Consider the following 21,886-nt stretch of genomic DNA (forward strand, 5'->3'; position numbering starts at 1 on the left):
GGGGGATACGCCGCGGGGCTGCCGCGGAAACGGGTGGCGGCCGGGGTGCTGTTCCGGTCGGCGGACGGGCGGGTGCTGCTGGTCGAGCCGTCGTACAAGCCGAACTGGGAGATGCCAGGCGGCATCGTCGAAGCCGACGAGGCGCCGTGGGCCGGGGCGGTCCGGGAGCTGGACGAGGAGCTCGGGACGGACCGCCCGGTGGGGCGGCTCCTGGTCGTCGACCACGTGCGGGCGTACGACGGGCGCGCGGACGGTATGGCGTTCGTCTTCGACGGTGGGGTGCTGGACGACGCCGACGTCGCGGGCTTCGTGTTCCGGGACGGGGAGATCCTGTCGGCCGGGCTGTACACGATCAACCAGGCCCGCACGCTCGCGAAGCCGATGCTCGCCGACCGCCTGTCGGCCGCGCTCGCGGCCGTCCGCGAAGGCGTGGTCGCCCTCTGCCAGGACGGCGCCCGGGTGGCCTAGGCCGCTTTTCTTTGTCGCGTGACAACGTTTTGGGGTCTTCGCTGCGTCTCGGTGGGCGTCGGGACGGGCTGCGAAGGGAACGGTATGGAATCGGCACTGGAGTTCGAGGCGTTCGCCGTGGCGCGGCAGGGGGTGTTGTTCCGCTACGCGTACCTGCTCGTCGGCGACCGTGGGTATGCCGAGGATCTGCTGCAGGAGGCGTTGACCAAGACCTTCACGCGCTGGCACCGGCTGCGGGACTCCGCGAACGCAGAGGCCTACACGCGGCGGGTGATCACCAACACCGCGATCAACTGGTTCCGGCGGAAGGGCTGGAGCGAGAAGCCGCGGGACGACATACCGCCGCTGCCGCATACCGACGACACCACGACCCGGATGTGGTTGCGCGCCGAGCTCCGCAAGCTGCCCCCGCGGCAACGGGCCGTTCTCGTACTGCGGTACTTCGAGGACCTCAGCCTCGCCGACACCGCCCGGATCCTCGGGTGCACCGAAGGAACCGTGAAGAGCCAGGGCGCCCGGGCACTCGCCCGGCTGCGCGCCACGCTCGGCCCGGACGAGACCCTGATCATCGAAAAGGTGGTGCTGTGATGAACGCCCTGCTCAAGGATGCTTTCACCGAAGAGGCCGAGGCCGCGGGCGAGCCGAACCTGGACCTCGGCGCGATCGTCGGCAACGGTCGCCGACTGGTACGGAGGCGCCGGATCACCGGCCTGGTCGCGGCCGTGACGGCGGTCGCGGCGGTGGCCGGCGGTGCGACCGCGGTCCGGCAGCTGACCCGCCCGGAGTTGGTGATGCAGCCGGGCCGGTGCGCTCGGGGAGACGGCCGGCGCGTTCGCGGGGATCCGCGCGACGTGGGCCACCGGAAAGGTCATCCATTACGGCAGTACGACGTACCAGGCGCCGGTGACGATCGCGTCGTTCGTGCAGACCACGGCCGGGTTCGTCGCGGTCGGGGCGGACGGCGTCGTGTACGCGATCGACGGGAACGGCCCGGCGAAGGAGATCGGCCGCGGCGACACCACTCGACGGCTCGCCGCGGGCGGCGCGATCGTCGGCTGGGTGGACCTGCGCGCCGCGGTGCCCGAGTTCGTCCTGTACGACGTCGGCGCGCGCCGGGAGCTGATCCGTACGGCGGCAGGCAACGACCGGGCCGGTAACAGCGGACCGGCGGCGACCGGCTCCGACCCGCTGCACGTCGTCGCGATCGACGGCGGGACGGCGTACCTCGCGGCATCGGACGGTCTCCGCCGGCTGGATGTCGCCACCGGTCGGAACGAGCTGATCAAGGCGGGCACCAAGACGAGCTTCCTGCAGGCCGCGAGCGGCGGGCAACTGGTGTGGGAACACCCGGCCAAGGTCACCGGGAACGACCTCGCCGTCGGCAAGGACGTCAGTGCGGGGTCGCCGCGCACCTTCGAGGGCTGGCACGCGTACCTGTCGCCGTCCGGCCGCTATCTGCTCACCGACAAGGCCGACGAGGTCCGCATGTTCGACGTCAGCTCCGGCGGGCAGGTGCGGTTGACCTTCGCGGGGTACGCGTTGATCGTGCCGACGCAGTGGTCCACCGAGAAGACGTTCTACGCGGTCGGCTACCGCTCGGCGGCGACCGCCCCGGTAGACCTCCTCAGCTGTTCGGTCGACTCCCTGAGCTGCGCGGTGGCAGTCCCGAAGATCGCGCCGTCGAGCAGCTCGCCGCTCCGCTTCCAGATCCCGGTCGGCACTCCGATCGGCTGACCCGCCGGCCAACGAGACCGCTGAGTGTCGCAACGCGCAGTACGGTTGTTGTGGCACTAAGTGGCCGTTGGCGGGTTCGGGCCGTGACAGGACGTCGATAGCGTGGTCACAATGGGCGGTCCGGCCCGAGAGGCGGGTGTCGGATCAGGGAAGGGCCGTCGGCGGGTATGTGGAATGGCGAGATGGCGGCGGGCGATCCGCTGACCGCCCGGATCGCCGCTGCGATGACCGCGGCTCAGTCGGGTGGGCACGCCGGCGCGGCTGCGGAGATCGACGCGATCCGGACCGAGCTGGGCGGGGTACCGAGCTACTCGCTGGCTGCCGCGGAGTACGTCCGGGGTGTGACCGCGCACCACGCCAGCGACGCCGACGAGGCGCTGCGTGCGGTGGACGCGCTGATCGAGGTGGCACGCGCGATCGACGAGCCGGGGTGGGAGGCGAACGCGCTGCCGATCCGGATCATCAACCTGGCCCGGAGTGGCCGCGGCGGCGACACCGTGAACGATCTGGTCGCGGCCGAGGCGGCGTTGAGCCGGACCAAGGACGCCGGCCTGATCGCCTGGGCGCACACCGGCCTCGGGTACGCGTACGACGTACTGCGGCTGTTCGAGCTGTGCATCCCGCACTACGAGCTCGCGACCCAGCTGGACGACGACGTGTTCGAGCTGGCCGAGTCGCTGGCGATCGACCGGCTGAACCTCGCGGAGACCTACCTGCGCTGGGCGCACGAGCTCGAACGACTCGGCGATCCCTTGTACACAACGGAAATCGAGGAGCGGCTGGCGTCGGCGGCGTACTGGGCCCGCGAGGCCGAGCGGGTGATCGTCGACGACGAGAGTCAGGAGTTCTGGAAACTCAGCGCCCGGCTGTGGCTCGCCGCGGCCGCCACCGAGCAGGACCCGGAGCAGGCGGTCGCCGAGCTGACCGAGGTCCGCGACCGGATCAGCAAGCTCGGTGAGACCGAGCGGCTGGCGATCGCCGGCGCCTATCTGGCCAGGGCGTTGCGCGCGAACGGTCAGGCCGAGCAGGGGAAAGCGGCCGCGGACCGGGCCGCCGCGGACCTGATTCCGTTGGCCGACCCCGCGACTCACATCCTGGTGCTGCAGACCCGTTCGGAGATCGACGCGCTCGACGGTTCGCCGGGATCCCTGGCGGGGCTGACCTACGCACGGTCGGTCGCCCGCGGCTGGTGGAAGGAGCGGCAGCGCGCGCTGAACGCCGTACGGCATGCTCTTGCCGCGCACGATCTGCCGGCCCGGCACGATGCCGAGTGGCACGCGGCGCGGCAGGATCCGCTGACCGGTGTGGGAAACCGGCGCGCCCTCGACGAGCGGTTGACCGCGGCCCGGGACTCGGGTCGTGCGGTGACCCTGCTGGCTCTCGACGTCGACGACCTGAAGATCGTCAACGACACGTTCGGGCACGCCTGCGGCGACGAATTGCTGCAGGTTGCTGCAAATCTGCTGGTAGAACAGGCGCGCGCCACCGATGCCGTGGTTCGATCGGGAGGCGACGAGTTCTTCGTGGTGCTCGATCAGCCCGACGCCAAGGGCGGCGCGCGGCTGGCCGAGCGGATCCGGGTCGCGGTCGAGGCGATCGCGGCGACGACGGAGAAGCCGTGGTTGCGCCGGCTCGGGCTGAGTCTCGGGTACGCCGCAACCGCCGAAGGGCTCGGTGTGGAGCAGTTGATCCGGCGGGCGGACCAACGGCTGTACGAGGACAAACACCGGAACACGTGAGATCGGGGGGTGTGGTGCGGGAGACGTCGGGGGTGACGGCGCGGATCGCGGCGGCGATGACCAGGGCCCAGTCGGGCAACGCGGTCGACGCGATGGCCGAGATCAGCGGCCTGCTCGCCGAGCTCGACCCGGCGCCGAGCCACGAGCGGGCCGCCGCGGAGTACGTGCGAGCCGTCGCGGCGCACCACGCGACCGACTCGGTCGAGGCCCTGGACGCGGTCGACGGCTGCATCCGGGTCGCCCGGGCGATCGACGAGCCCGGCTGGGAGGCGAACGCGATCGCGCTCCGGATCGTCACGCTGATCCGGACCGGCGAGGGCGGTGACTCGGTCGCCGACCTGGTCGCCGCGGAGAACGCGCTGTCCCGGACGCGGGACCTCGGGCTGGCGAGCTGGGGGCACACCGGCCTCGGGTACGCCTACGACCTGCTCCGGCTGTACGAGCTGTGCATCCCGCACTTCGAGCTCGCCGCCGAGGGCAACCACGACCCGCTCGGCCTGCCCGAGTCGCCGGCCATCACCCGGCTGAACCTGGCCGAGTCGAACCTGCGCTGGGCGCACGAGCTCGAGCGGCTCGGCGACACGTCGTACGACGAGGAGATCCAGGAACGCCGGCGGGCCGCGCACCGCTGGTCGGGCGAGGCCGTGCAGGCGATCCTCACGGCCGACCTGCTCGGGTACTGGCCGATGGCCGGGCGGATGTGGCTGGCGGCGAGCAACGACGACGCGGACGCGGCCGAGGCAGCGGTGATCCTCAAGGACTGCCGGGACCAGCTGGCGAAGCTCGGCGACCTGGAGCTGGCGGCGATCGCGGGCACCTACCTGGCGAAGGCGTACCTGACGCTCGGCCGGACCGGCGACGCGCTGGACGCCGCGGACCGGGCGGAGAGCGACCTGCCGCTGACGTCGGATCCGCCGGTGGAGGCGCTGGTCCGGCATACCGTCGTACAGGTCATCGCCGGGTCGGGTGATGCCGGCGCGGCGACCGGTTTGCAGTACGCACGGGCGATCAGCCGCGGCTGGTGGGCCGAGCGGTTACGCGGGCTGTACGCCGTACGCAGCGCGCTCGCGAACCACGAGCTGTCGATCCGGCACGACGCCGAATGGCGGGCCGCCCGCGAGGACCCGCTGACCGGCGTGGGCAATCGGCGCGCGCTCGACGAGCGAATGTCGGTCGCGCAGGACTCCGGCCGCTCGATCGCGGTGGTCGCGATCGACGTCGACAACCTGAAGGTGATCAACGACAGCTTCGGTCACGCCAGCGGCGACGAGGTACTGCGGCGGGTCGGCGTACTGCTCACCGAACAGTGCCGCGCGGAGGACGTGGTGGCGCGCGCGGGCGGCGACGAGTTCGTCGTCGTACTGGACAATCCGGACGAGCGCGGCGCGCCGGAGCTGGTCGAGCGGATCAAGAGCGCGGCGGACCGGGAGGCCTCCGCCGCCGAGGCGCCGTGGTTCGCGATGCTCCGGCTGAGCGTCGGGCAGGCGAGCAGTACGGACGGCACGCTGGTCGCGGACCTGTTGACCGAGGCCGATCGGCGGATGTACTTCGACAAGCGCCGTCGGCGTTCTCAGTAGTCCAGAAACCCTTCCACGACAAGGTTTCTGACCTGTGGGAGGTAGTCGGACAGTACGTCGACCACCGGGCGGTCCGTGAGGTCGGCGAGCGCCGCGAGGATCTGGCCGGTGCTCAGGTCGCCGTCGCAGGCGCCGACGAAACCGGCCAGCACCGTGTCGACCCGCTCCGCCCGGCGCATGCCGCGTTGCCGTCTGAGCACGATCGTCGCGGGGTCCTCGGCGCCGGGTTGACCGGTGGTCTCCTGGATCACGTCGTCGGCGACGCGCAGGTGCAGCGCGGTCAGATCTTTTGGCAGCCCCTCCCGGCGTTCGAAGCGGTGCACGATGTGCGGGCCGATCGGGCGCTCGATCTCGTACGGCCAGGACTCCGCGTCGAGTACGCCAGGGACGTTGTGCAGGCTGATCCAGCCCATCCCGATCGCCTCGACGTCGTACTGGTCGAGGTAGCGCATCCATTCGTCGTACCTGCTGGTGTACTGCGGGGTGCCGTGCAGCCCGGCGTCGCGGAGCCAGAGCTCGACGTACTCCGAGGTGTCGAGCTGCTCACGCTGCACGGCCCAGGCTTCGCGGTCTGCCGTCCAGGCGGCGAGGCGCTCCTGCCAGTCCTGGCCGCGGACACAGGTCCAGTTCGCGAGCAGCTGGCACCAGCCACCGTCGGTCAGGTGCTCCGGCGCTTGCCTTACCAGCTGCTCGACGACGCCATCACCGGCGAACCCGGTCTCGCGGTACGTCAGGTCCCCTCCGGGCGGCGAGATCACGTACGGCGGATTGCTGACGATCAGGTCGAACCGCTCGTCCTTCACCGGCTCGTACAGACTGCCGTCGCGCAGCTCGAGCTCGACGTGGTTCAACGCCGCCGTCGCCCGAGCAAGCTGCAACGCCCGCGGGTTGACGTCCGTTGCCGTCAGCTGGTCGACCCGATCCGCGAGGTGCAACGACTGAATGCCGCACCCGGTCCCGATGTCCAGCGCCCGCTCCACCTTCACCGGCACGATCAGCTGCATCAGGCTCAGACTCGCCGACGAGATCCCCAGCACGTAGTCGGACCGCATCGGCTCCCGCCGCCCGTCGAGCCCCGGCGTGAGATCGGCAACCACCCACCAATCCCGCCCCTCCTCCGCAAACGGCCGGAGCTCCAGGGCAGCCTTGACCTCACCCCCGCTACGTTCAACGATGCCCAGGGCAACCAAGTCGATGTCCGGAAACGCCTTACCCGCCGCCCTTTCCGGCACTGGTCGCTGCAGCAGGAACAGCCGGATCATCGTGTCGAGAGCATCCTCCGACGACGTGCGCCGTACCGCCGGAGCCGTCTCGCTCCGTGCCAGCGCGGCGGTCGCCTGCTCTCCGAGCCGCGCGGCGACCCCTGCCACGGTGTACCCCGCGCCGGCAAACGCCGTACGCAATCCGGCCACCGTATTCCCCGTCAGCTCCTGCATGCCGACATCCTCCCACCACTGCCGAACCCGGGTTCGGCGCAGGGGTTAACCCTTGAGCTGGTGCGTTCACCGCTTGCATGCCGCAGGCAAAGCAGCAACCTTGGGGGTTAACCCCCGAAATGCCGTTCGAGTGCACGAGTTGGTGTGCGGGGCTCCCAGCCACCATGGGAGGGGTCAACCGTTCTGGTGGTGGGTTGGCCCTCGGGCGGATGGCAGGGCGGGCTACGGGTTGCAGGTGAGTTTGGCGTTGGCCCAGTCGGCGTGGTCGCTGGTGTTGCCGTCGCCTCCGTCGGTTACCTCGAGGGTGAGGGTTTGGGCGTTGGTCACGTCTACTGTGGTTGTGGCGGTGGGGGACGTGCCGGTCAGTTGGTCGGACGTGTACTTTGCGGTGCCGTCGGTGAGGACTTTGAAGGTGACTTTGCCTCGGTCTGCGACCTCGTCGTCCACGCCTAGGTCGCTGGTGAAGGTTTTGCAGTTGCCGCCGAGGCGGACGGAGACCGAGGACGGGGCGTGGGCTCCTAGACCCTTGGCGTACTGGACGCCGTTCAGGGTGATCGGGCCGCCGTCGTTGGCGGCGTCTTCGCCGTTGCTGTGGTCGCGTTCTACCGGGCCCCAGCCGTTGGTGGAGTCGAGGAACTCCAGGTCGCTGACCCAGTTGTCGCCGGTCGGTGCTGGGGGCAACGGTTTGTCGGCGATGGTGGCTGCGAAGAAGCCCAGTCCGCCGCCCGGAAGCTTGATCGCCTTGACGGTCTTCCCGGGATCCAGCGGTACGGCGGTGTAGAAGACCCGGTAGTCCGTTGTCGTGTTGCTCAGGCCGGCTGCTGTGTAGCGGCCCTTCACCGACACCGCGAGCTTGGCGCCGCCCGTGGCCGGGTCCTGGCAGCACCAGTTCGGTAGCTGGAAGGTACCTTCGGAGGTGGTTCCGTCGGTGTAGATGATCGTCACCGTACCGCGGGCGTTCAGGCTTGCCCCGGCGCCGAGGAGTGCCAGGTGCGAACCGGTTCCGGACGCGAGGATCGGTGCGGACTGGTTCTTGACGAGGTTCGGCGTACCGGGTGCGCCGGTCGGCCAGGTGAAGTTCGCGCCCTGGACCGAGACCGTTGCTCCCGGCGTGTACCCGGCGGCTGCCAACGCCTCGCCGTTGAAGCTGTTGCCGGAGCCGTCGAAGTTGCCTTGCTTGTACGTCGACGCGTCGCTGACGCCGACCACGTTCGCGGCTTGGGACAACGATGCGTACGGCAACTGTGCCGTGCCGCTCGCGGTGTTCGTATAACTCTTGCTTTTGGCAACGTACGACGCCTGCAGCGTCAGCGTGAAGCTCGCGGGTTTCACGTCGGCGCCGGGTGTGACCTGGAGCTTGGTCGTCACGCTCCGACCCGGTGCGACGGTGGAGAACGTGTTCGGGCCGGCGACGGACCAGCCGGACGGCACCTGTACGTCGAGCCGGACGTTGCGGACCGTCGTACCTGTGCCGTTGCGGAACGACGCGGTGACCTCGGTCGGCTGACCTGGAGCGTTCCACAGCGAGGGTGTGGTCAGGTCAGGGGTGCCGAAGGTGTTCGTGACGTCGGGGCCGCCTACCGCGGAGGTGCCGGTGAGGAGGACGACCGCGGACTTCGAGGTCGGAATCGACGCGGTCTGGATGCGGACGATTCCGTTCGAGTACGTCCATTTGACGGCCTTGCCGTCGACGAGGACGTTGTGCGGCGCGCTGCCCGTGTGGAGCGTCAGGTCGTACGGGCGGGTGGTGGGCTTGCCGTCGTACGTGCCGACGCTGGGGCCGATCCGGACCGTCACGTCGCCGCGGCCCTGGGTGGGCGCGTTGACGGAGAACGTCTGTGTGGCGGATGCGGTCGATCGTGTCACCCGGTCGTCCTCGTACATCGCGAACGAGGACTTGCCGGACGGGTAGATGTCGACGCCGATCGGGTCGCCGGGCTTCTGCTCCACCGCGTTGTTGATGCCGGGCTTCCACATCGGCACCACCGCACCCGCCTTCACGAACAACGGCAGCGTGTCGAGCGCCGCGTGGTACCCGTTCACCGTCGTCGGACCCTGGTACACCCGTCCGGTCCAGTAGTCGATCCACCGCCCGGCAGGCAGGTAGACCCCGTTCTTCACCTCGTCGGCGCCGTACATCGGCGCGACCAGGAACTCCTTGCCGGCCAGGAACTCGTACTTGGTCGTGTCGTCCCAGGTGCGCGGGTCGTTCGGGTACTCCAGCACCAGCGACCGGTCCAGAGGTGCTCCGGTGCGATGAGCCTCGGCGGCGTACGTGTAGAAGTACGGCAGCAGCTGCTCGCGGAGCTTCAGGTACTTCCGGTTGATCGAGGTGTACGGCTCGCCGTATGCCCAGGGCTGCTTGTACGCCGGCGTGGACCAGCCGGACATGCTCATCAGCGCCGGGTTGAACACCTTCCACTGCAGATCACGCACGTACGACGTCGCGCTGCCGCCGAAGATGCCGTCCACATCGCCCGCGCTGTAGGCGATCCCGGAGTTCCCGGAGCCGGTGATCGCCGGGATCTGCCACTTGATCGCGTCCAGCGAACCGCTGTGGTCGCCGGTCCACTGCACCGCGCACCGCTGCGCGCCGGCCCAGCCCTCGACCATCCACGTGAACCCGCGGGCGTTGCTGTACTGCTCGATGCCGTCGTGCGCCGTGTCGCAGGCGCTCAGCGCGTACCGGTACCCCGGGCCGACCCACGCGACGTCGAGCTTCCGCACCCGGACGCCGGCCTCGCCGATCTCGGCGGGCTGCCGGTCGAGCGACGACTGGGTCCACAACCCCATCTGGAGGTTGCGCGCCCGCAGTTCGTCACCGGTCTGCTTCAGCGCGGGAATGTCGCGCTTGCCCCACCAGGTGCCGTCGACCTGCTCGGAGTCGGTATTCGCGGAGTATCCGCAGCCGTAGTCGTCGTTGACGAGCATCCATCCGCCGGGCATGTCCTGGTCGTGGAACTTCTGCGCGACCTTGACCGCGTCCAGCGTGGTGACCTTGTCCGGGTTGACCTTCCAGTCGTTGCTCGGATCCGGATCGGTGCCGTAGTGACCGCGGTTGTAGCAGTCCGAGTCGCCGTACTCGAGCCCGTAGATCGGGGGCATGAACGGCCGCCCGGTGAGCTCGGTGTAGCGGTCGAGCGAGGTCTTGAGGTCGCCGACGAAGTAGTACGCGTCGAACCGCTTCTCGTCGTGGGTGCTCAGCACGGGACTGGTGAAGCTGTAGCTGCCGGGGCTGAACGTGTTGCGGAGTACGCCGTACCCCGCGGTGCTCATGTAGTACGGCGAGGCGTTCGGGTTGCCGCCGTCCTCCCAGTTGAAGTCCTTGGAGATCTTGATCGTCCGGTCGCGGTGCGAGAACCGGCCGTTCTGCATGCCGCCGCCGAAGAACTGCTCGGCCGGGCCGCGGTCCAGGGTCTGCGTGGTGGAGGTGTCGGTCCACGACAGCGGCGCGGCCTCGGACCAGACGAGTTGGCCGTTCGCGCGGTACAGCGAGAACTTGAGCGGCTGCTTCTGTGCGCGTACTTCGATCTTGCCGGTGCTGAGCGAGTAGTACGTGCCGCGGTCGCGCCAGGTCGTCCGTGGGGTTCGGTAGTCGGCCTTGGTGACGATGGTCGAGCCGGTGCCGGTGCTCGCCGGGTCGGTGAAGTTTCCGTCGGGGGCCATCCACAGGCGGAACACGTCGTCCTTCAGGAACACGACGCGGACCTTCGCGGGGCCGGCGGTGAGGGTGTACGTCGCGGAGCCGGCGTCGGCGGAGAACGCGGTGACGTCACCGAGCGTGGTGCCGGCGGCCCGGGCGGGACCGGCGGTGCACACGAGCGCACCGGGGAGTAGGGCCAGCGCGACTACTGAACGTTTCATGCGGACAAAGATGCTCATGACTGCCTCACTTCACGCATCTATGAACAAGGTGTGCACAGTGAAGCGCACCGATCGCGGATTGTCATCAGGTCAGCTTCATCAAGTTGAGACGGTGTCTCCATCACGGGGTGAAACGGGACGATGACGATGAGTCGCATGGCGAACTCGCGTCTCACCAGCCCCAACCTCACCAGACGCCACATGTTGACCGCGGGTCTGCTGGCCGGCCTGGCGGCCGGCGGGACGGTAGCCGGAGCGGCCCCGGCGCACGCCTCGCCGTTCAACCCGGGACTTGACGGCCTGCAGCAGTTGCGTGCGGCGGGGGAGCCGAACTTTCACCCGGTGCGGTTCACGCTGCCTGCTCCTACCGGGCGAAAGGCGCTGGGGACAACTGCGGTGCACCTGGTCGATCGGGCGCGGATCGATCCGGCCATGCCCAGTGGGCAGCGGGAGTTGATGGTCAGTTTCTGGTATCCGGCGGGGATGTGGGGTACGGCGCCGTTCGCGAAGTACATGCCGGCCCGGACCGCGGTCGAGGTGGACGCGGTGTGGACCGGTGCGGACGGGCTGGCGTTGCCGAGCGGGTCGTTCGACTTCGGCAACACCGTCACGCACGCGCGGGTCGACGTACCGATGCAGCCGCTGCGGCACCCCGTCGTGCTGTTCTCGCCCGGGTACCAGGCCAGCCGGTTCGTGAACACCGCGCAGGTGGAGGACCTGGCCGGCCGCGGGTACGTCGTGGTGACGATCGACCACTCGCACGAGACGCCGGTGGAGTTCCCCGGCGGGCGGTTCCTGCCCGGTACGTCGCAGGACCCGCCGCAGCCGTCCGACATCCGGGCGGCCGTCGAGACCCGGACCGCGGACGTGCGGTTCGTCCTGGACCAGCTGCAGCGGATCGCCGACGGCGACACCGTGGACGCGAACGGCAAGCAGCTGCCGGACGGGTTCGCGGACGGGCTGGACGTGCGCAAGATCGGCATGTTCGGGTTCGCGCTCGGCGGTTACACGACCGGGACCGCGATGCTCGCCGACGAGCGGATCCTGGCCGGCGCGAACCTGGACGGCACGCTCCAGGACGACCGGCTGAAGGGCCCGCTCGGCGACGTCGCCGAGCACGGGCTGGACCGCCCGTTCCTGCTCTTCGGCTCCGCCGAGACCCAGCGCACCGAGCCGGGCAAGGACTACTACGACAAGTCCTGGGCGGCGTTCTGGGCGGCGCAACACGGCGGCCGGCTGAACCTGACCCTGACCCGGTCGAAGCAGAAGGCGTTCACCGACTACCAGTTCGTCTTCTCCCAGCTGTTCCACGCGATCTACGGCGAGGACCCGATCGTCACGACGGTGATCAAGGCGCTCGTCGGCAGCGCGAAACCGGCCCGCAGCATGCTCGCGCAGCGCGAGTACCTGGCCGCGTACTTCGACCTGACGCTCCGCCGGCGGCCCGCGCTGCTGCTCCGCGGCGACTCCCCGAAATTCCCTGAGGTCCGGTTCTCCTTCTGAGACGGCGTACGCTCGTGGGGAGTCCCGGGGGCACACTGTGGCGGTGTCACGACGCGCCGTGACGATGGGTTCTTCGTCACCTTCTGCCAGCCTGAGAGGCATGCAGGGGACGGGACCGGTTACCGTGCGTTGAGAAAACGCATTGCCGTCAGCCGTACTCTGTCCTCGGACGGGCTACGCCCGTCTGTGCTCGGGGGAACAGACGTCGACTGTGCCAATTTATTTGGGAAGCCGTTGTCGTAGGGACGAGAGGTAAGGGAGCGCAGTGGCAGGGACGAAGACAGCCGCGGACTCTGTTGGATCGCGGGGTAGGCGCCTGGTGATCGTCGAGTCGCCGAAGAAGGCGCGGATGATCGCCGGTTTCCTCGGGTCCGGGTACGTGGTGGAGTCCAGCTTCGGCCACATCCGCGACCTGCCGAGCGGGGCGGACGAGATCCCCGCCAAGTACAAAGGCCTGCCCTGGGCCCGGCTCGGCGTGAACGTCGACGAGCACTTCGACCCGCTGTACGTCGTACCGGCGGACAAGAAGGCGCAGATCCGCAAGCTCAAGGACCTGCTCAAGGGCGCCGACGAGCTCTTCCTGGCGACAGACGAGGACCGCGAGGGCGAGGCGATCGCCTGGCACCTGCTCGAGGAGCTGAAGCCGAAGGTCCCGGTCAAGCGGATGGTCTTCCACGAGATCACCCCGAAGGCGATCCAGGACGCGGTCGGCAACGCCCGGGACATCGACGAGGACCTGGTCGACGCCCAGGAGGCGCGCCGGATCCTGGACCGGCTGTACGGGTACGAGGTCTCCCCGGTGCTCTGGAAGAAGGTCATGCCGCGGCTGTCCGCGGGCCGGGTGCAGTCGGTCGCGATCCGGATGGTGGTCGACCGCGAGCGGGAGCGGATCGCGTTCCGCAGCGCGTCGTACTGGGACCTGGACGCCACGCTGGACGCCGGCGAGGACCGGAACCCGCGGCAGTTCGGTACCCGCCTGGTCTCGGTGGACAGCAAGCGGGTGGCGCAGGGCCGCGACTTCAGCTCGGTCGGTGAGCTCAAGGGCGCGAACACCGTCCATCTGAACGAGGCGACCGCGACCGCGCTGGCCGCCGCGCTGCGGGACTCGCAGTTCACGGTCCGGTCGATCGAGTCCAAGCCGTACACCCGCAAGCCGTACGCGCCGTTCCGGACCACCACGCTGCAGCAGGAGGCCGGTCGCAAGCTCGGCATGTCCGCGTCGCAGACCATGCAGGTCGCCCAGCGGCTGTACGAGAACGGCAACATCACCTATATGCGTACCGACAGCGTCACGCTGTCGGACACCGCGATCACCGCGGCCCGGGCGCAGGTCCGGGAGCTGTACGGCGCGTCGTACCTGCCGGACAAGCCGCGCGTCTACACCTCCAAGGTGAAGAACGCCCAGGAGGCACACGAGGCGATCCGGCCGGCCGGCGAGACGTTCCAGACGCCGGCGCAGACCGGGCTGAGCGGCGCGGAGTTCCGGCTGTACGAGCTGATCTGGATGCGGACCATCGCGTCCCAGATGCGGGACGCGATCGGGAACAGCGTCTCGATCAAGATCGACGCCACGGCCGCGACCGGCGAGCGGTGCGAGTTCACCTCGTCCGGCCGGGTGATCACCTTCCACGGGTTCCTGAAGGCGTACGTCGAGGGCGCGGACGACCCGTCCGCCGGGACGGACGACCAGGAGACGCGGCTGCCGGACGTGGCCGAGGGCGACGTACTGCCCGCCTCCGAGGTGGTCGCGTCCGGGCACGAGACGAAGCCGCCGGCGCGGTACACCGAAGCCACGCTGATCCGCGAGATGGAAGAGCGCGAGATCGGCCGGCCGTCGACGTACGCGTCGATCCTCGGCACCAACGTGGCCCGCGGGTACATCTACAAGAAGGGTCAGGCGCTGGTTCCGGCCTGGCTGGCGTTCGCGGTGGTGCGGCTGCTCGAGGAGCACTTCACCCGGCTGGTGGACTATGCGTTCACCGCGACGATGGAGGACGTGCTCGACGAGGTCGCGTCCGGGGACCTGCAGCGCGAGGGCGTGCTGTCGCGGTTCTACTTCGGCGACGACCAGCTCGAGGGCCTGAAGTCGATGGTCACCGACCTCGGCGACATCGACGCCCGGCAGATGTCGACGTTCCCGGTCGGCGGTGAGGACTCCGGGATCGTGCTGCGGGTCGGGCGGTACGGGCCGTACGTCGAGGACAAGGACGAGCGGCGCGCGAACGTACCGGAGGACCTGCCGCCGGACGAGCTGACCGTCGACAAGGCGCGGGAGCTGCTGGAGCAGCCGTCGGGTGTGGAGCACGAGCTGGGCAACGCGCCGGACACCGGGCTGAAGGTGGTCGCGAAGGCGGGGCGCTTCGGGCCGTACGTGACCGAAGTACTGCCGGAGGACGCGCCCAAGAGCGCCAAGCCGCGGACGGGCTCGCTGCTGAAGTCGATGACGCTGGACTCGATCGGCCTCGACGACGCGATGAAGCTGCTGTCGCTGCCGCGGGTGGTCGGGAAGGACCCTTCGACCGGTGAGGAGATCACCGCGCAGAACGGGCGCTACGGGCCGTACCTGAAGAAGGGCACGGACTCGCGGTCGCTGTCGACCGAGGAGCAGATGTTCGACATCACGCTGGAGGAGGCTCTGGCGATCTACTCGGAGCCCAAGCAGCGTGGGCGCCAGGCTGCTGCGCCGCCACTGAAGGAGCTCGGCGAGGACCCGGAGTCCAAGAAGCCGGTCGTGGTCAAGGAGGGCCGGTTCGGTCCGTACGTCACCGACGGGGAGACCAACGCGACGCTCCGCAAGGACGACTCGGTCGAGACGATCTCGCTGCTCCGTGCCGCGGAGTTGCTGGCGGACAAACGAGCCCGGGGTCCGGTGAAGAAGACCGCGAAGAAGGCGCCCGCCAAGAAGACCGCTGCCAAGAAGACCGCTGCCAAGAAGACGGCGGCCAAGAAGACCGCTGCCAAGAAGACGGCGACGAAGAAGGCTGCCGCCAAGAAGACGACCGCGAAGAAGGCTCCGGCGAAGAAGTCCTGAGCTCAGCCGCCGAAGCTGCTGAAGCCGCGGATGATGAAGTAGAGCACGAACGCGAAGAACACCAGGAACGCGATCCCGACCGGCACCGCCAGCCACAGCGGCGGCCGCCGGGCGCGGACCGCGGCCCCGGTCGTCTGGCTGACGACCTCCCGGGCGACGACGCGTCCGCTGCGCCACTTGCCGGTGACGGTCACCTCCTCGCCGTCGACGACCTGAACGTGGTAGACGGAACGTACATTGGGTGGGGTCACAACCAGCGGATTTGCGAGGAGCGCGGATGACGAGTGCTGTCGAGGTCAGCGCGCAGCGGTTGCGGGAGCGTGGGGAGCGGGTGACGCCTGCCCGGCTCGCGGTGGTCGAGGTGCTCGCGGGGACCGAGGAGCATCTGAGCGCGGAGCAGATCGGTGAGCGTGCCGAGCAGCTCCGGCCGGGGATCCATCGGGCGACCGTGTACCGCGCTCTCGACGCGCTGGGCGAGTTCGGGCTCGTCACGCACGTCCACCTCGGCCGGGCCGGTACGACGTACCACCTGGCCGGCGATCTCGCGCCGCGGCACCTGCACCTGCGCTGCTCCGAGTGCGGCACCGTGTACGACGCCCCCGGCGACATCCTCGAGTCCGCCCGCAAGAAACTCGCCCGCGACCTCGGCTTCCACCTCGCACCGGAGCAGGTTGCGCTCGTGGGTGTGTGCAAAGACTGTCAGGCCTGACTGTCCATATCTGTTGATAGGTGTGGAGTTGTGAACAGTTAGGCCTTAGGGTCGACTTTCGTGACTCATTACGTCGAGGACTTTGCTTCCGGGGCGAACGTGCTGCCCCCGCGTTCGTGGCTGGATGACGACTCCGGGCGGCTGCCGCTCGGCGGGGACTGGAGCTTCCGGCTGTCCCCGAGCGTCGCGGACGCGCCGGACGACCTGAAGGACCCGGACACCTCCGGCTGGGACACCATCGCGGTCCCGGGCCACTGGCAGCTGAACGGCTACGGCAAGCCGGCGTACACGAACGTGGTGTACCCGTTCCCGCTGGAGCCGCCGTACGTGCCGACCGACAACCCGACCGGGGACTACGTCCGCACCGTCACGGTGCCGGCCGACTTCGCGGGCGCCCGGATCGTGCTCCGGTTCGAGGGCGTGGACTCGCGGTTCGCGGTGTACGTGAACGGTTCGTACGTCGGCTGGTCGTCGGGTTCCCGGCTCGTCAGCGAGTTCGACCTGACCGACCTGGTTGCCCCCGGCAAGGACGCGCAGCTCGCCGTTCGCGTGCACCAGTGGTCGACCGGCAGTTACGTCGAGGACCAGGACATGTGGTGGCTGTCCGGGATCTTCCGTGAGGTGAACCTGCTCGCGCTGCGCCCGGACGCGCCGACCGACGTGTTCGTGAAGGCGGCCTGGGACCACGTCGACGGCGTCGGCACACTGCTCGTCGAGTCCGACGTACCGGGAACCGTGTCGGTGCCGGAGCTCGGGCTGGAGCTGGCGACCGGTGCGCACACGCGGGTCGAGGGCGTGCAGCCGTGGAGCGCCGAGGTGCCTCGGCTGTACGACGCCGTCCTGCGGACCGCCGGCGGCGAGGTACGGCTGCGGATCGGGTTCCGAACGGTCGCGATCGTCGACGGGATCTTCACCGTCAACGGCAACCGGGTGCTGTTCAAGGGCGTCAACCGGCACGAGTTCCACCCGGACCGCGGTCGGACGCTGACCGAGCAGGACATGCTCGACGACGTACTGATCATGAAGCGGGCCGGGATCAACGCGGTCCGCACCAGCCACTACCCGCCGCATCCGCATTTCCTGTCGCTGTGCGATGAGTACGGGTTGTATGTCATCGACGAGTGCGACCTGGAGTCGCACGGGTTCGGGTACGAGCCGCAGCCGCCGAAGCTGCCGAACCCGGTGATGGACCCGCGCTTCCGCGACGACCTGGTCGACCGGATGCGGCGTACCGTGCACCGGGACAAGAACCACCCGTCGATCGTGATCTGGTCGCTCGGCAACGAGTGCGGGATGGGCTCGAACCTGAAGGACATGTACGACGCGGCGAAGGAGCTCGACCCGTCGCGGCCGGTGCACTACGAGCGCGACACCGAGGCCGAGTTCGTCGACATCTACTCGCGGATGTACACCTCGCCGGAGGGGTGCGCGGAGATCGGGGCCGACAGCAACCTTTACCGGAACCTGCCGTTCATCCTCTGCGAGTACGGGCACGCGATGGGGAACGGGCCGGGTGGGCTGCTCGACTACCGCGAGGTGTTCGAGAAGTATCCGCGGTGTCAGGGTGGGTTCATCTGGGAGTTCATCGACCACGGTCTGCGGACGACGATCGACGGGCGCGAGGTGTACGCGTACGGCGGTGACTTCGGCGAGACGATCCACGACGGGAACTTCGTCTGCGACGGGTTGCTGTTCCCGGACCGGACGCCGTCGCCGGGCATGCACGAGTACGTGAAGGTGATCGAGCCGCTGCGAATCGTTGCCGATGGCAACCGGGTGTCCATCACCAACCTGTACGAGGTGCTGGACACCGGCCACCTGACCTTCACCACGCGGACCGAGGCGGAGGGTGAGCTCGTCGGCGCCGGGAACCTCCCGGTGCCGGTGATCGCGCCGGGCGAGACTGTGTCGGTCGAGCTGCCGCCGGGGATCCTGAAGCAGAGCGAGCGCACGGAGGCCTGGCTGACGGTCACGGCCGAGCTGACCGAGGCGACCCCGTGGGCCGAAGCCGGTCACCGCATCGCCTGGGGCCAGCTCCGCCTGGACGAGCCGACCGCGACCGAGGTGGTTGCGGGTGGCGCGCCGGCTGAGGGTGTTGCTGGGGTGGACGGGATCAGTGTCGCTGGGCTGCGGAATGTGCGGCTGGATGTGTGGCGGGCGCCGATCGACAACGACACCAACCCGGGGGTCGCGGCCAAGTGGCGTGAGGAAGGGCTGCATCGGGTGCAGCACCGGATCGTGTCGCAGGGGGAGCGCGACGGTGCCTGGGAGGTCGTCACCCGGACGGCGCCGCCGCAGTTGCAGTGGGGTCTGCGCAGTACCTGGCGCTGGACCGCCGTCGACGGTGCCGTCGTACTCGAGCTGAGCGTCGTACCGGAAGGCCTGATCCCGGAGGTGCTGCCGCGGCTCGGCATCACGTTCGACCTGCCGAAGGCCGAGCGGGTCGAGTGGTTCGGCACCGGCCCGAACGAGGCGTACGTCGACACCCGGGCGGCCGCCGCGGTCGGGAAGTACTCCGCCACGGTCGCCGAGCTGCAGACGCCGTACGTCCGCCCGCAGGAGAACGGCCAGCGCATCGACACCCGCTGGGCCACGATCGACGGCCTGCGCATCGAGGCGGTCGGCGAACTCTTCGGTCTCACCGTCCGCGACTGGACGACCCACGACCTGGAAACCGCCCACCACGCAGCGGAGCTGGTCCCTGGTGACACCACCTACGTCACCCTCGACATCGCTCAGACCGGCGTCGGCACCGCAGCCTGCGGCCCCGCCCTCCCGGACCGCGACAAGCTGAAGACGGCCCCCGCCACCCTCACCCTCCGCTTTACGGGGTGAAGGCGGACCGCCACGCAGGCAGAACTGCCGGTTTCGCGCGATAAACGCGCCACCTACCCCACTTCTGCCTGCGTGGACGTCCACTCAGCCCAGCTGGCCCCAGGACGGGTCAGATGGTGATTGTTGGGCGGGGGTGGGTGCGGGTGGCTGGAGGGCGGTAGGCGTGCCAGGCCTGGGTGAGGCGGTGGACGGCTTCGGTGAGGTCTGGGGGGCGGGCGCGGAAGTGTAGGCGGAGGTGGGAGTCGCTGGTGCCGGTGATGTCGAGGCCGGCGCCGGGGAGGATGGCTAGGCCGTGACGTAGGGCGGTTTGGGCGAAGGAGTTGCCGTCGCCGTACGGGAGGCGGACCCAGAGGCATTGGCCGCCTCTGACCGGTGGGATGTCCCAGGTGGGGAGGGCTTGGGTGAGTTGCGCGTGCAGGTGGTCGTGGCGGGCCTTGAGGGTGTGGTGCAGCTCAGGGGCGTCCAGGAGCGGCAACAGATGTACTGCGGCCAGTTGAGTGGGCACGTTGCCGCCCAGATCGTGTACGGCGCGAAGACGGGCCAGCCGGTTGATCAGGGGCGGTGCCGCACGTACCCAGCCGATCCGGAGGCCGCCCCAGATGCTCTTGCTGAGTGAGCCGATCGAGGTCACCGCGTCGCCGTACGCCGCCATCGGTGTGACCACAGGCTCACCCGGGAACGCGAGATCAGCAGGGACCTCGTCCTCGATCACGGGCACACCCGCACTCGCCAGCCGCTGTCGTGCGAGCGCCGACAGCACCGAACCGGTGGGGTTGTGGTACGTCGGTATCACGTAGGCCACCGCCGGACGCCGCTCCCGGACCGCCGGCTGGAACCCCTCCAGCCCAACCGGCAGCCCCCGCAGCACGGCGCCCTCCTGCCGGAACACCTCCAGCGCTCCTGGGTACGTCGGCGCCTCCACAATCACCTGGTCCCCCGGCGACACCAGCGCGTGCGCCAGCAACGAGAGGGCTTGCTGGCCGCCGTTCGTGACCAGGATCTGCTCGGACCGCGTTGGCACCCCGCGGGACGTGTAGCGGTCGGCCAGCGCGTGCCGTAGCGACGGATACCCGTACGGGTAGTACCCGATGTCGTTGTCGACGTACGCCAGCTCCGGCGCGATCCGCGCGAACGCCTCCGCCAGCTGTGGCGGCGGATCCCCCGGCGCAGCACAGACGGCCAGCAGGACGTCGTCGTCCCGGGCCTCCAGCGAGTCCAGGAAGAGCGGGTCGACCGGTGCGTCCTCCACCTGCTCGCCGTTCGGTACGCCGGCCACGTGCGTGCCGCTGCCCTGGCGCCGGGTGATCCGCCCTTCGGCCCGGAGCAGGTCGTACGCAGCGACCACCGTCGTACGGCCGACCGCCAGCGCAGCCGCGAGGACACGGTCCGGCGGCAGCAGTACGCCGGGCGGGAGCTCGCCGTCGTCGATCAGCTGCCGCAGGCGGGACGCGAGCAGCAGGTAGAGCGGGCCGCGGCCGGACGACCAGCGGCCCAACCGGTCAGCCATCTCGATTGGTCTCATCTGCGAACCAATTCTGCCGGATTGGCTCTGCAGTAGCGAGCGGATGCGCTGAACGATGGCGGTATGCCGAAGTTTCCGCGCCACCAGATCATGTCCCTGACCGGCGAGCAGGCCCGCCACGAACTCGGTGAGAGCTACGGGCCGGACCTCCGGCTCGCGGAGTTGCTGACGCCGGAGCTGGCGGAGCTGGAGCTCGGCTACGGTACGGCGGCCGGCGACGTGCGGCTGCGGACCGCGATCGCGGAGCGGCACGGCGTACGGGCCGACGAGGTCGTTGTCACGGTGGGCGGGATGCACGCGATCTTCCTGCTCGCCTACCTGCTGGCGGAGCGGGGCGAGGTGGTGACGACGGCGCCGGAGTTCCCGATGACACGCAGCGCCTTCGAGACGGTGGGGGCGTCGGTGCGGGTGGTTCCGGTGAGCTTCGACGACGGCTACCGGGTGCGGGCGGACGCGGTACGCGCACAGCTCACGCCGGATACGAAGCTGGTCAGCCTGGCGACACCACAGAACCCGTCGGGGGTCGCTGTACCGAGGTCGGTGCTGCGGGAGATCGTCGATGCGATGGCTGTGGTGTGCCCGGACGCGTATCTGCTGGTGGACGAGACGTACAGGTCGGCGACGTACGGCGTTGATCAGGTCGCGGACACGGCGGTCGAGCTCGGGCCGCGCGTGGTCTCGGTCGCGTCGCTGTCCAAGTGCCACGGGGCAGCCGGGCTGCGGATCGGGTGGGTGATCAGCACGGATCCGGGGCTGGTGGAGCGGCTGGTGACGGCGAAGTTCAGTACGGTCGTGTCGGCGTCGCCCGTGTGCGAGGCGCTGGCGGTCCGGGTGTTCGAGAAGGAGAACCTCGCCGAACGCAGCGGCTGGCTGGAACAGAACCTGCTCATCACCCAGGACTGGGTTGCCGCGAACGGTCAGCTGGTGGAATGGGTTCGGCCCTCGGCCGGGGCGCTGTGCGTGATCCGGGTGAAGGTGGACCTCGGGCGGTTCAAGCAGGAGGCCGCGGAGACCGGCGTACGGCTGGCTGATGGTGACTGGTTCGGGGATGAGCCGCGGGTGTTCCGGCTCGGGTTCGGCTACCTGCCGGCGCCGGAGCTGAAGGCCGATTTGGATGCGCTGACAACTGCCCTGGTGCGAGCGGCGGCCGGTCAGCCTGGGGTCGGGGTCCGCTTGGGGATGTGAACGGTTGCGCTCGTGTGCGGACTCTGCGGTTTGGTCGGCGCCGAGCCGGACGGGCTGAACAGGGCGGTCCCCGCGATGCCGACGGTCCCGACCAGAGTCGCGATCGCCGCGACGCCGATGGGCCCGCCCGCGCCGCGTCGAGGTAGCGGGCGCTTTCGGTGGTGCGCCTTGACGTGGACCATCAGCCCCCCGAACGTTCGACTACTTTCAGTGTGAACCCGGTCTCGGAGAGTCGCGATCGGGAGGCGTGTCGGGCTGTCCGCGCCGCCCACTAGGCTTGCGG

13 protein-coding genes and 1 pseudogene are annotated in these 21,886 nt (G+C 69.5%); 10 read left to right on the plus strand and 4 right to left on the minus strand.

All coding sequences use genetic code 11. The features are described 5' to 3' along the window. Positions 1-18: 18 nt before the first annotated feature. The 5 genes and pseudogenes from JOF29_RS26965 to JOF29_RS26985 all read left to right on the plus strand — a co-directional run. Positions 19-468, plus strand: a pseudogene (locus JOF29_RS26965) (NUDIX domain-containing protein); the annotation flags it as partial. Positions 469-552: 84 nt separating this feature from the next. Continuing rightward, on the plus strand, positions 553-1,056 hold the full coding sequence (locus tag JOF29_RS26970) for a SigE family RNA polymerase sigma factor (protein ID WP_209697229.1): 504 nt from the start codon (positions 553-555) through the stop codon (positions 1,054-1,056). A 315-nt stretch (positions 1,057-1,371) separates the two neighbouring features. Continuing rightward, entirely contained in the window at positions 1,372-2,202 is an 831-nt protein-coding gene (locus tag JOF29_RS26975; RefSeq protein ID WP_209697230.1) for a hypothetical protein, read from the plus strand. Positions 2,203-2,384: 182 nt separating this feature from the next. After that, positions 2,385-3,941, plus strand: coding sequence for a GGDEF domain-containing protein (locus JOF29_RS26980; protein ID WP_209697231.1), 1,557 nt, complete (start codon positions 2,385-2,387; stop codon positions 3,939-3,941). 14 nt (positions 3,942-3,955) lie between these two features. Then, positions 3,956-5,518: a GGDEF domain-containing protein gene (locus JOF29_RS26985; RefSeq protein ID WP_307863713.1), complete on the plus strand. Its 1,563-nt coding sequence runs from the start codon at positions 3,956-3,958 to the stop codon at positions 5,516-5,518. Here JOF29_RS26985 and JOF29_RS26990 read toward each other — a convergent pair. After that, the gene (locus tag JOF29_RS26990) at positions 5,512-6,954 is read right to left on the minus strand and encodes a DUF7059 domain-containing protein (RefSeq protein WP_209697232.1); all 1,443 of its coding nucleotides are present in this window, start codon (positions 6,952-6,954) and stop codon (positions 5,512-5,514) included. The two genes, JOF29_RS26985 and JOF29_RS26990, sit on opposite strands and share 7 nt — an antisense overlap. Positions 6,955-7,176: 222 nt before the next feature. Continuing rightward, on the minus strand, positions 7,177-10,818 hold the full coding sequence (locus JOF29_RS26995) for an NPCBM/NEW2 domain-containing protein (protein ID WP_209697233.1): 3,642 nt from the start codon (positions 10,816-10,818) through the stop codon (positions 7,177-7,179). A gap of 156 nt (positions 10,819-10,974) precedes the next feature. Here JOF29_RS26995 and JOF29_RS27000 point away from each other — a divergent pair, with 156 nt between their 5' ends. Then, on the plus strand, positions 10,975-12,321 hold the full coding sequence (locus JOF29_RS27000; protein WP_209697234.1) for an alpha/beta hydrolase family protein: 1,347 nt from the start codon (positions 10,975-10,977) through the stop codon (positions 12,319-12,321). Positions 12,322-12,640: 319 nt separating this feature from the next. Next, entirely contained in the window at positions 12,641-15,352 is a 2,712-nt protein-coding gene (gene topA, locus JOF29_RS27005) for a type I DNA topoisomerase (protein ID WP_209697235.1), read from the plus strand. 2 nt (positions 15,353-15,354) lie between these two features. Here the strand turns inward: topA and JOF29_RS27010 are convergent, their stop codons facing one another. Next, positions 15,355-15,603 (minus strand): hypothetical protein, encoded by a 249-nt coding sequence (locus JOF29_RS27010; protein ID WP_209697236.1) that lies wholly within the window; start codon positions 15,601-15,603, stop codon positions 15,355-15,357. 26 nt (positions 15,604-15,629) lie between these two features. Between JOF29_RS27010 and JOF29_RS27015 the strand changes: the two genes are divergently transcribed. Beyond that, positions 15,630-16,061: a Fur family transcriptional regulator gene (locus tag JOF29_RS27015; RefSeq protein ID WP_209697237.1), complete on the plus strand. Its 432-nt coding sequence runs from the start codon at positions 15,630-15,632 to the stop codon at positions 16,059-16,061. 60 nt (positions 16,062-16,121) lie between these two features. Further along, the gene (locus JOF29_RS27020) at positions 16,122-18,896 is read left to right on the plus strand and encodes a glycoside hydrolase family 2 TIM barrel-domain containing protein (RefSeq protein ID WP_307863716.1); all 2,775 of its coding nucleotides are present in this window, start codon (positions 16,122-16,124) and stop codon (positions 18,894-18,896) included. Between the two features lie 109 nt (positions 18,897-19,005). Here the strand turns inward: JOF29_RS27020 and JOF29_RS27025 are convergent, their stop codons facing one another. Next, entirely contained in the window at positions 19,006-20,403 is a 1,398-nt protein-coding gene (locus JOF29_RS27025; RefSeq protein WP_209697238.1) for an aminotransferase-like domain-containing protein, read from the minus strand. 78 nt (positions 20,404-20,481) lie between these two features. Between JOF29_RS27025 and JOF29_RS27030 the strand changes: the two genes are divergently transcribed. After that, positions 20,482-21,603 carry a pyridoxal phosphate-dependent aminotransferase gene (locus JOF29_RS27030; RefSeq protein WP_209697239.1) on the plus strand — a complete coding sequence of 374 codons (1,122 nt, stop codon included), beginning with the start codon at positions 20,482-20,484 and terminating at the stop codon, positions 21,601-21,603. Positions 21,604-21,886 lie beyond the last annotated feature (283 nt).

Source organism: Kribbella aluminosa (assembly GCF_017876295.1).
GTDB classification, from domain to species: Bacteria; Actinomycetota; Actinomycetes; order Propionibacteriales; family Kribbellaceae; genus Kribbella; species Kribbella aluminosa.

What these genes read in the sequence shown, in the direction of transcription:
- JOF29_RS26970 (WP_209697229.1), top strand. Translation starts at nt 553, where the DNA reads ATGGAATCGGCACTGGAGTTCGAGGCGTTCGCCGTGGCGCGGCAGGGG.
- JOF29_RS26980 (WP_209697231.1), top strand. Translation starts at nt 2,385, where the DNA reads ATGGCGGCGGGCGATCCGCTGACCGCCCGGATCGCCGCTGCGATGACC.
- JOF29_RS26990 (WP_209697232.1), bottom strand. Translation starts at nt 6,954, where the DNA reads ATGCAGGAGCTGACGGGGAATACGGTGGCCGGATTGCGTACGGCGTTT.
- JOF29_RS26995 (WP_209697233.1), bottom strand. Translation starts at nt 10,818, where the DNA reads ATGAAACGTTCAGTAGTCGCGCTGGCCCTACTCCCCGGTGCGCTCGTG.
- JOF29_RS27000 (WP_209697234.1), top strand. Translation starts at nt 10,975, where the DNA reads ATGGCGAACTCGCGTCTCACCAGCCCCAACCTCACCAGACGCCACATG.
- JOF29_RS27015 (WP_209697237.1), top strand. Translation starts at nt 15,630, where the DNA reads ATGACGAGTGCTGTCGAGGTCAGCGCGCAGCGGTTGCGGGAGCGTGGG.
- JOF29_RS27025 (WP_209697238.1), bottom strand. Translation starts at nt 20,403, where the DNA reads ATGGCTGACCGGTTGGGCCGCTGGTCGTCCGGCCGCGGCCCGCTCTAC.
- JOF29_RS27030 (WP_209697239.1), top strand. Translation starts at nt 20,482, where the DNA reads ATGCCGAAGTTTCCGCGCCACCAGATCATGTCCCTGACCGGCGAGCAG.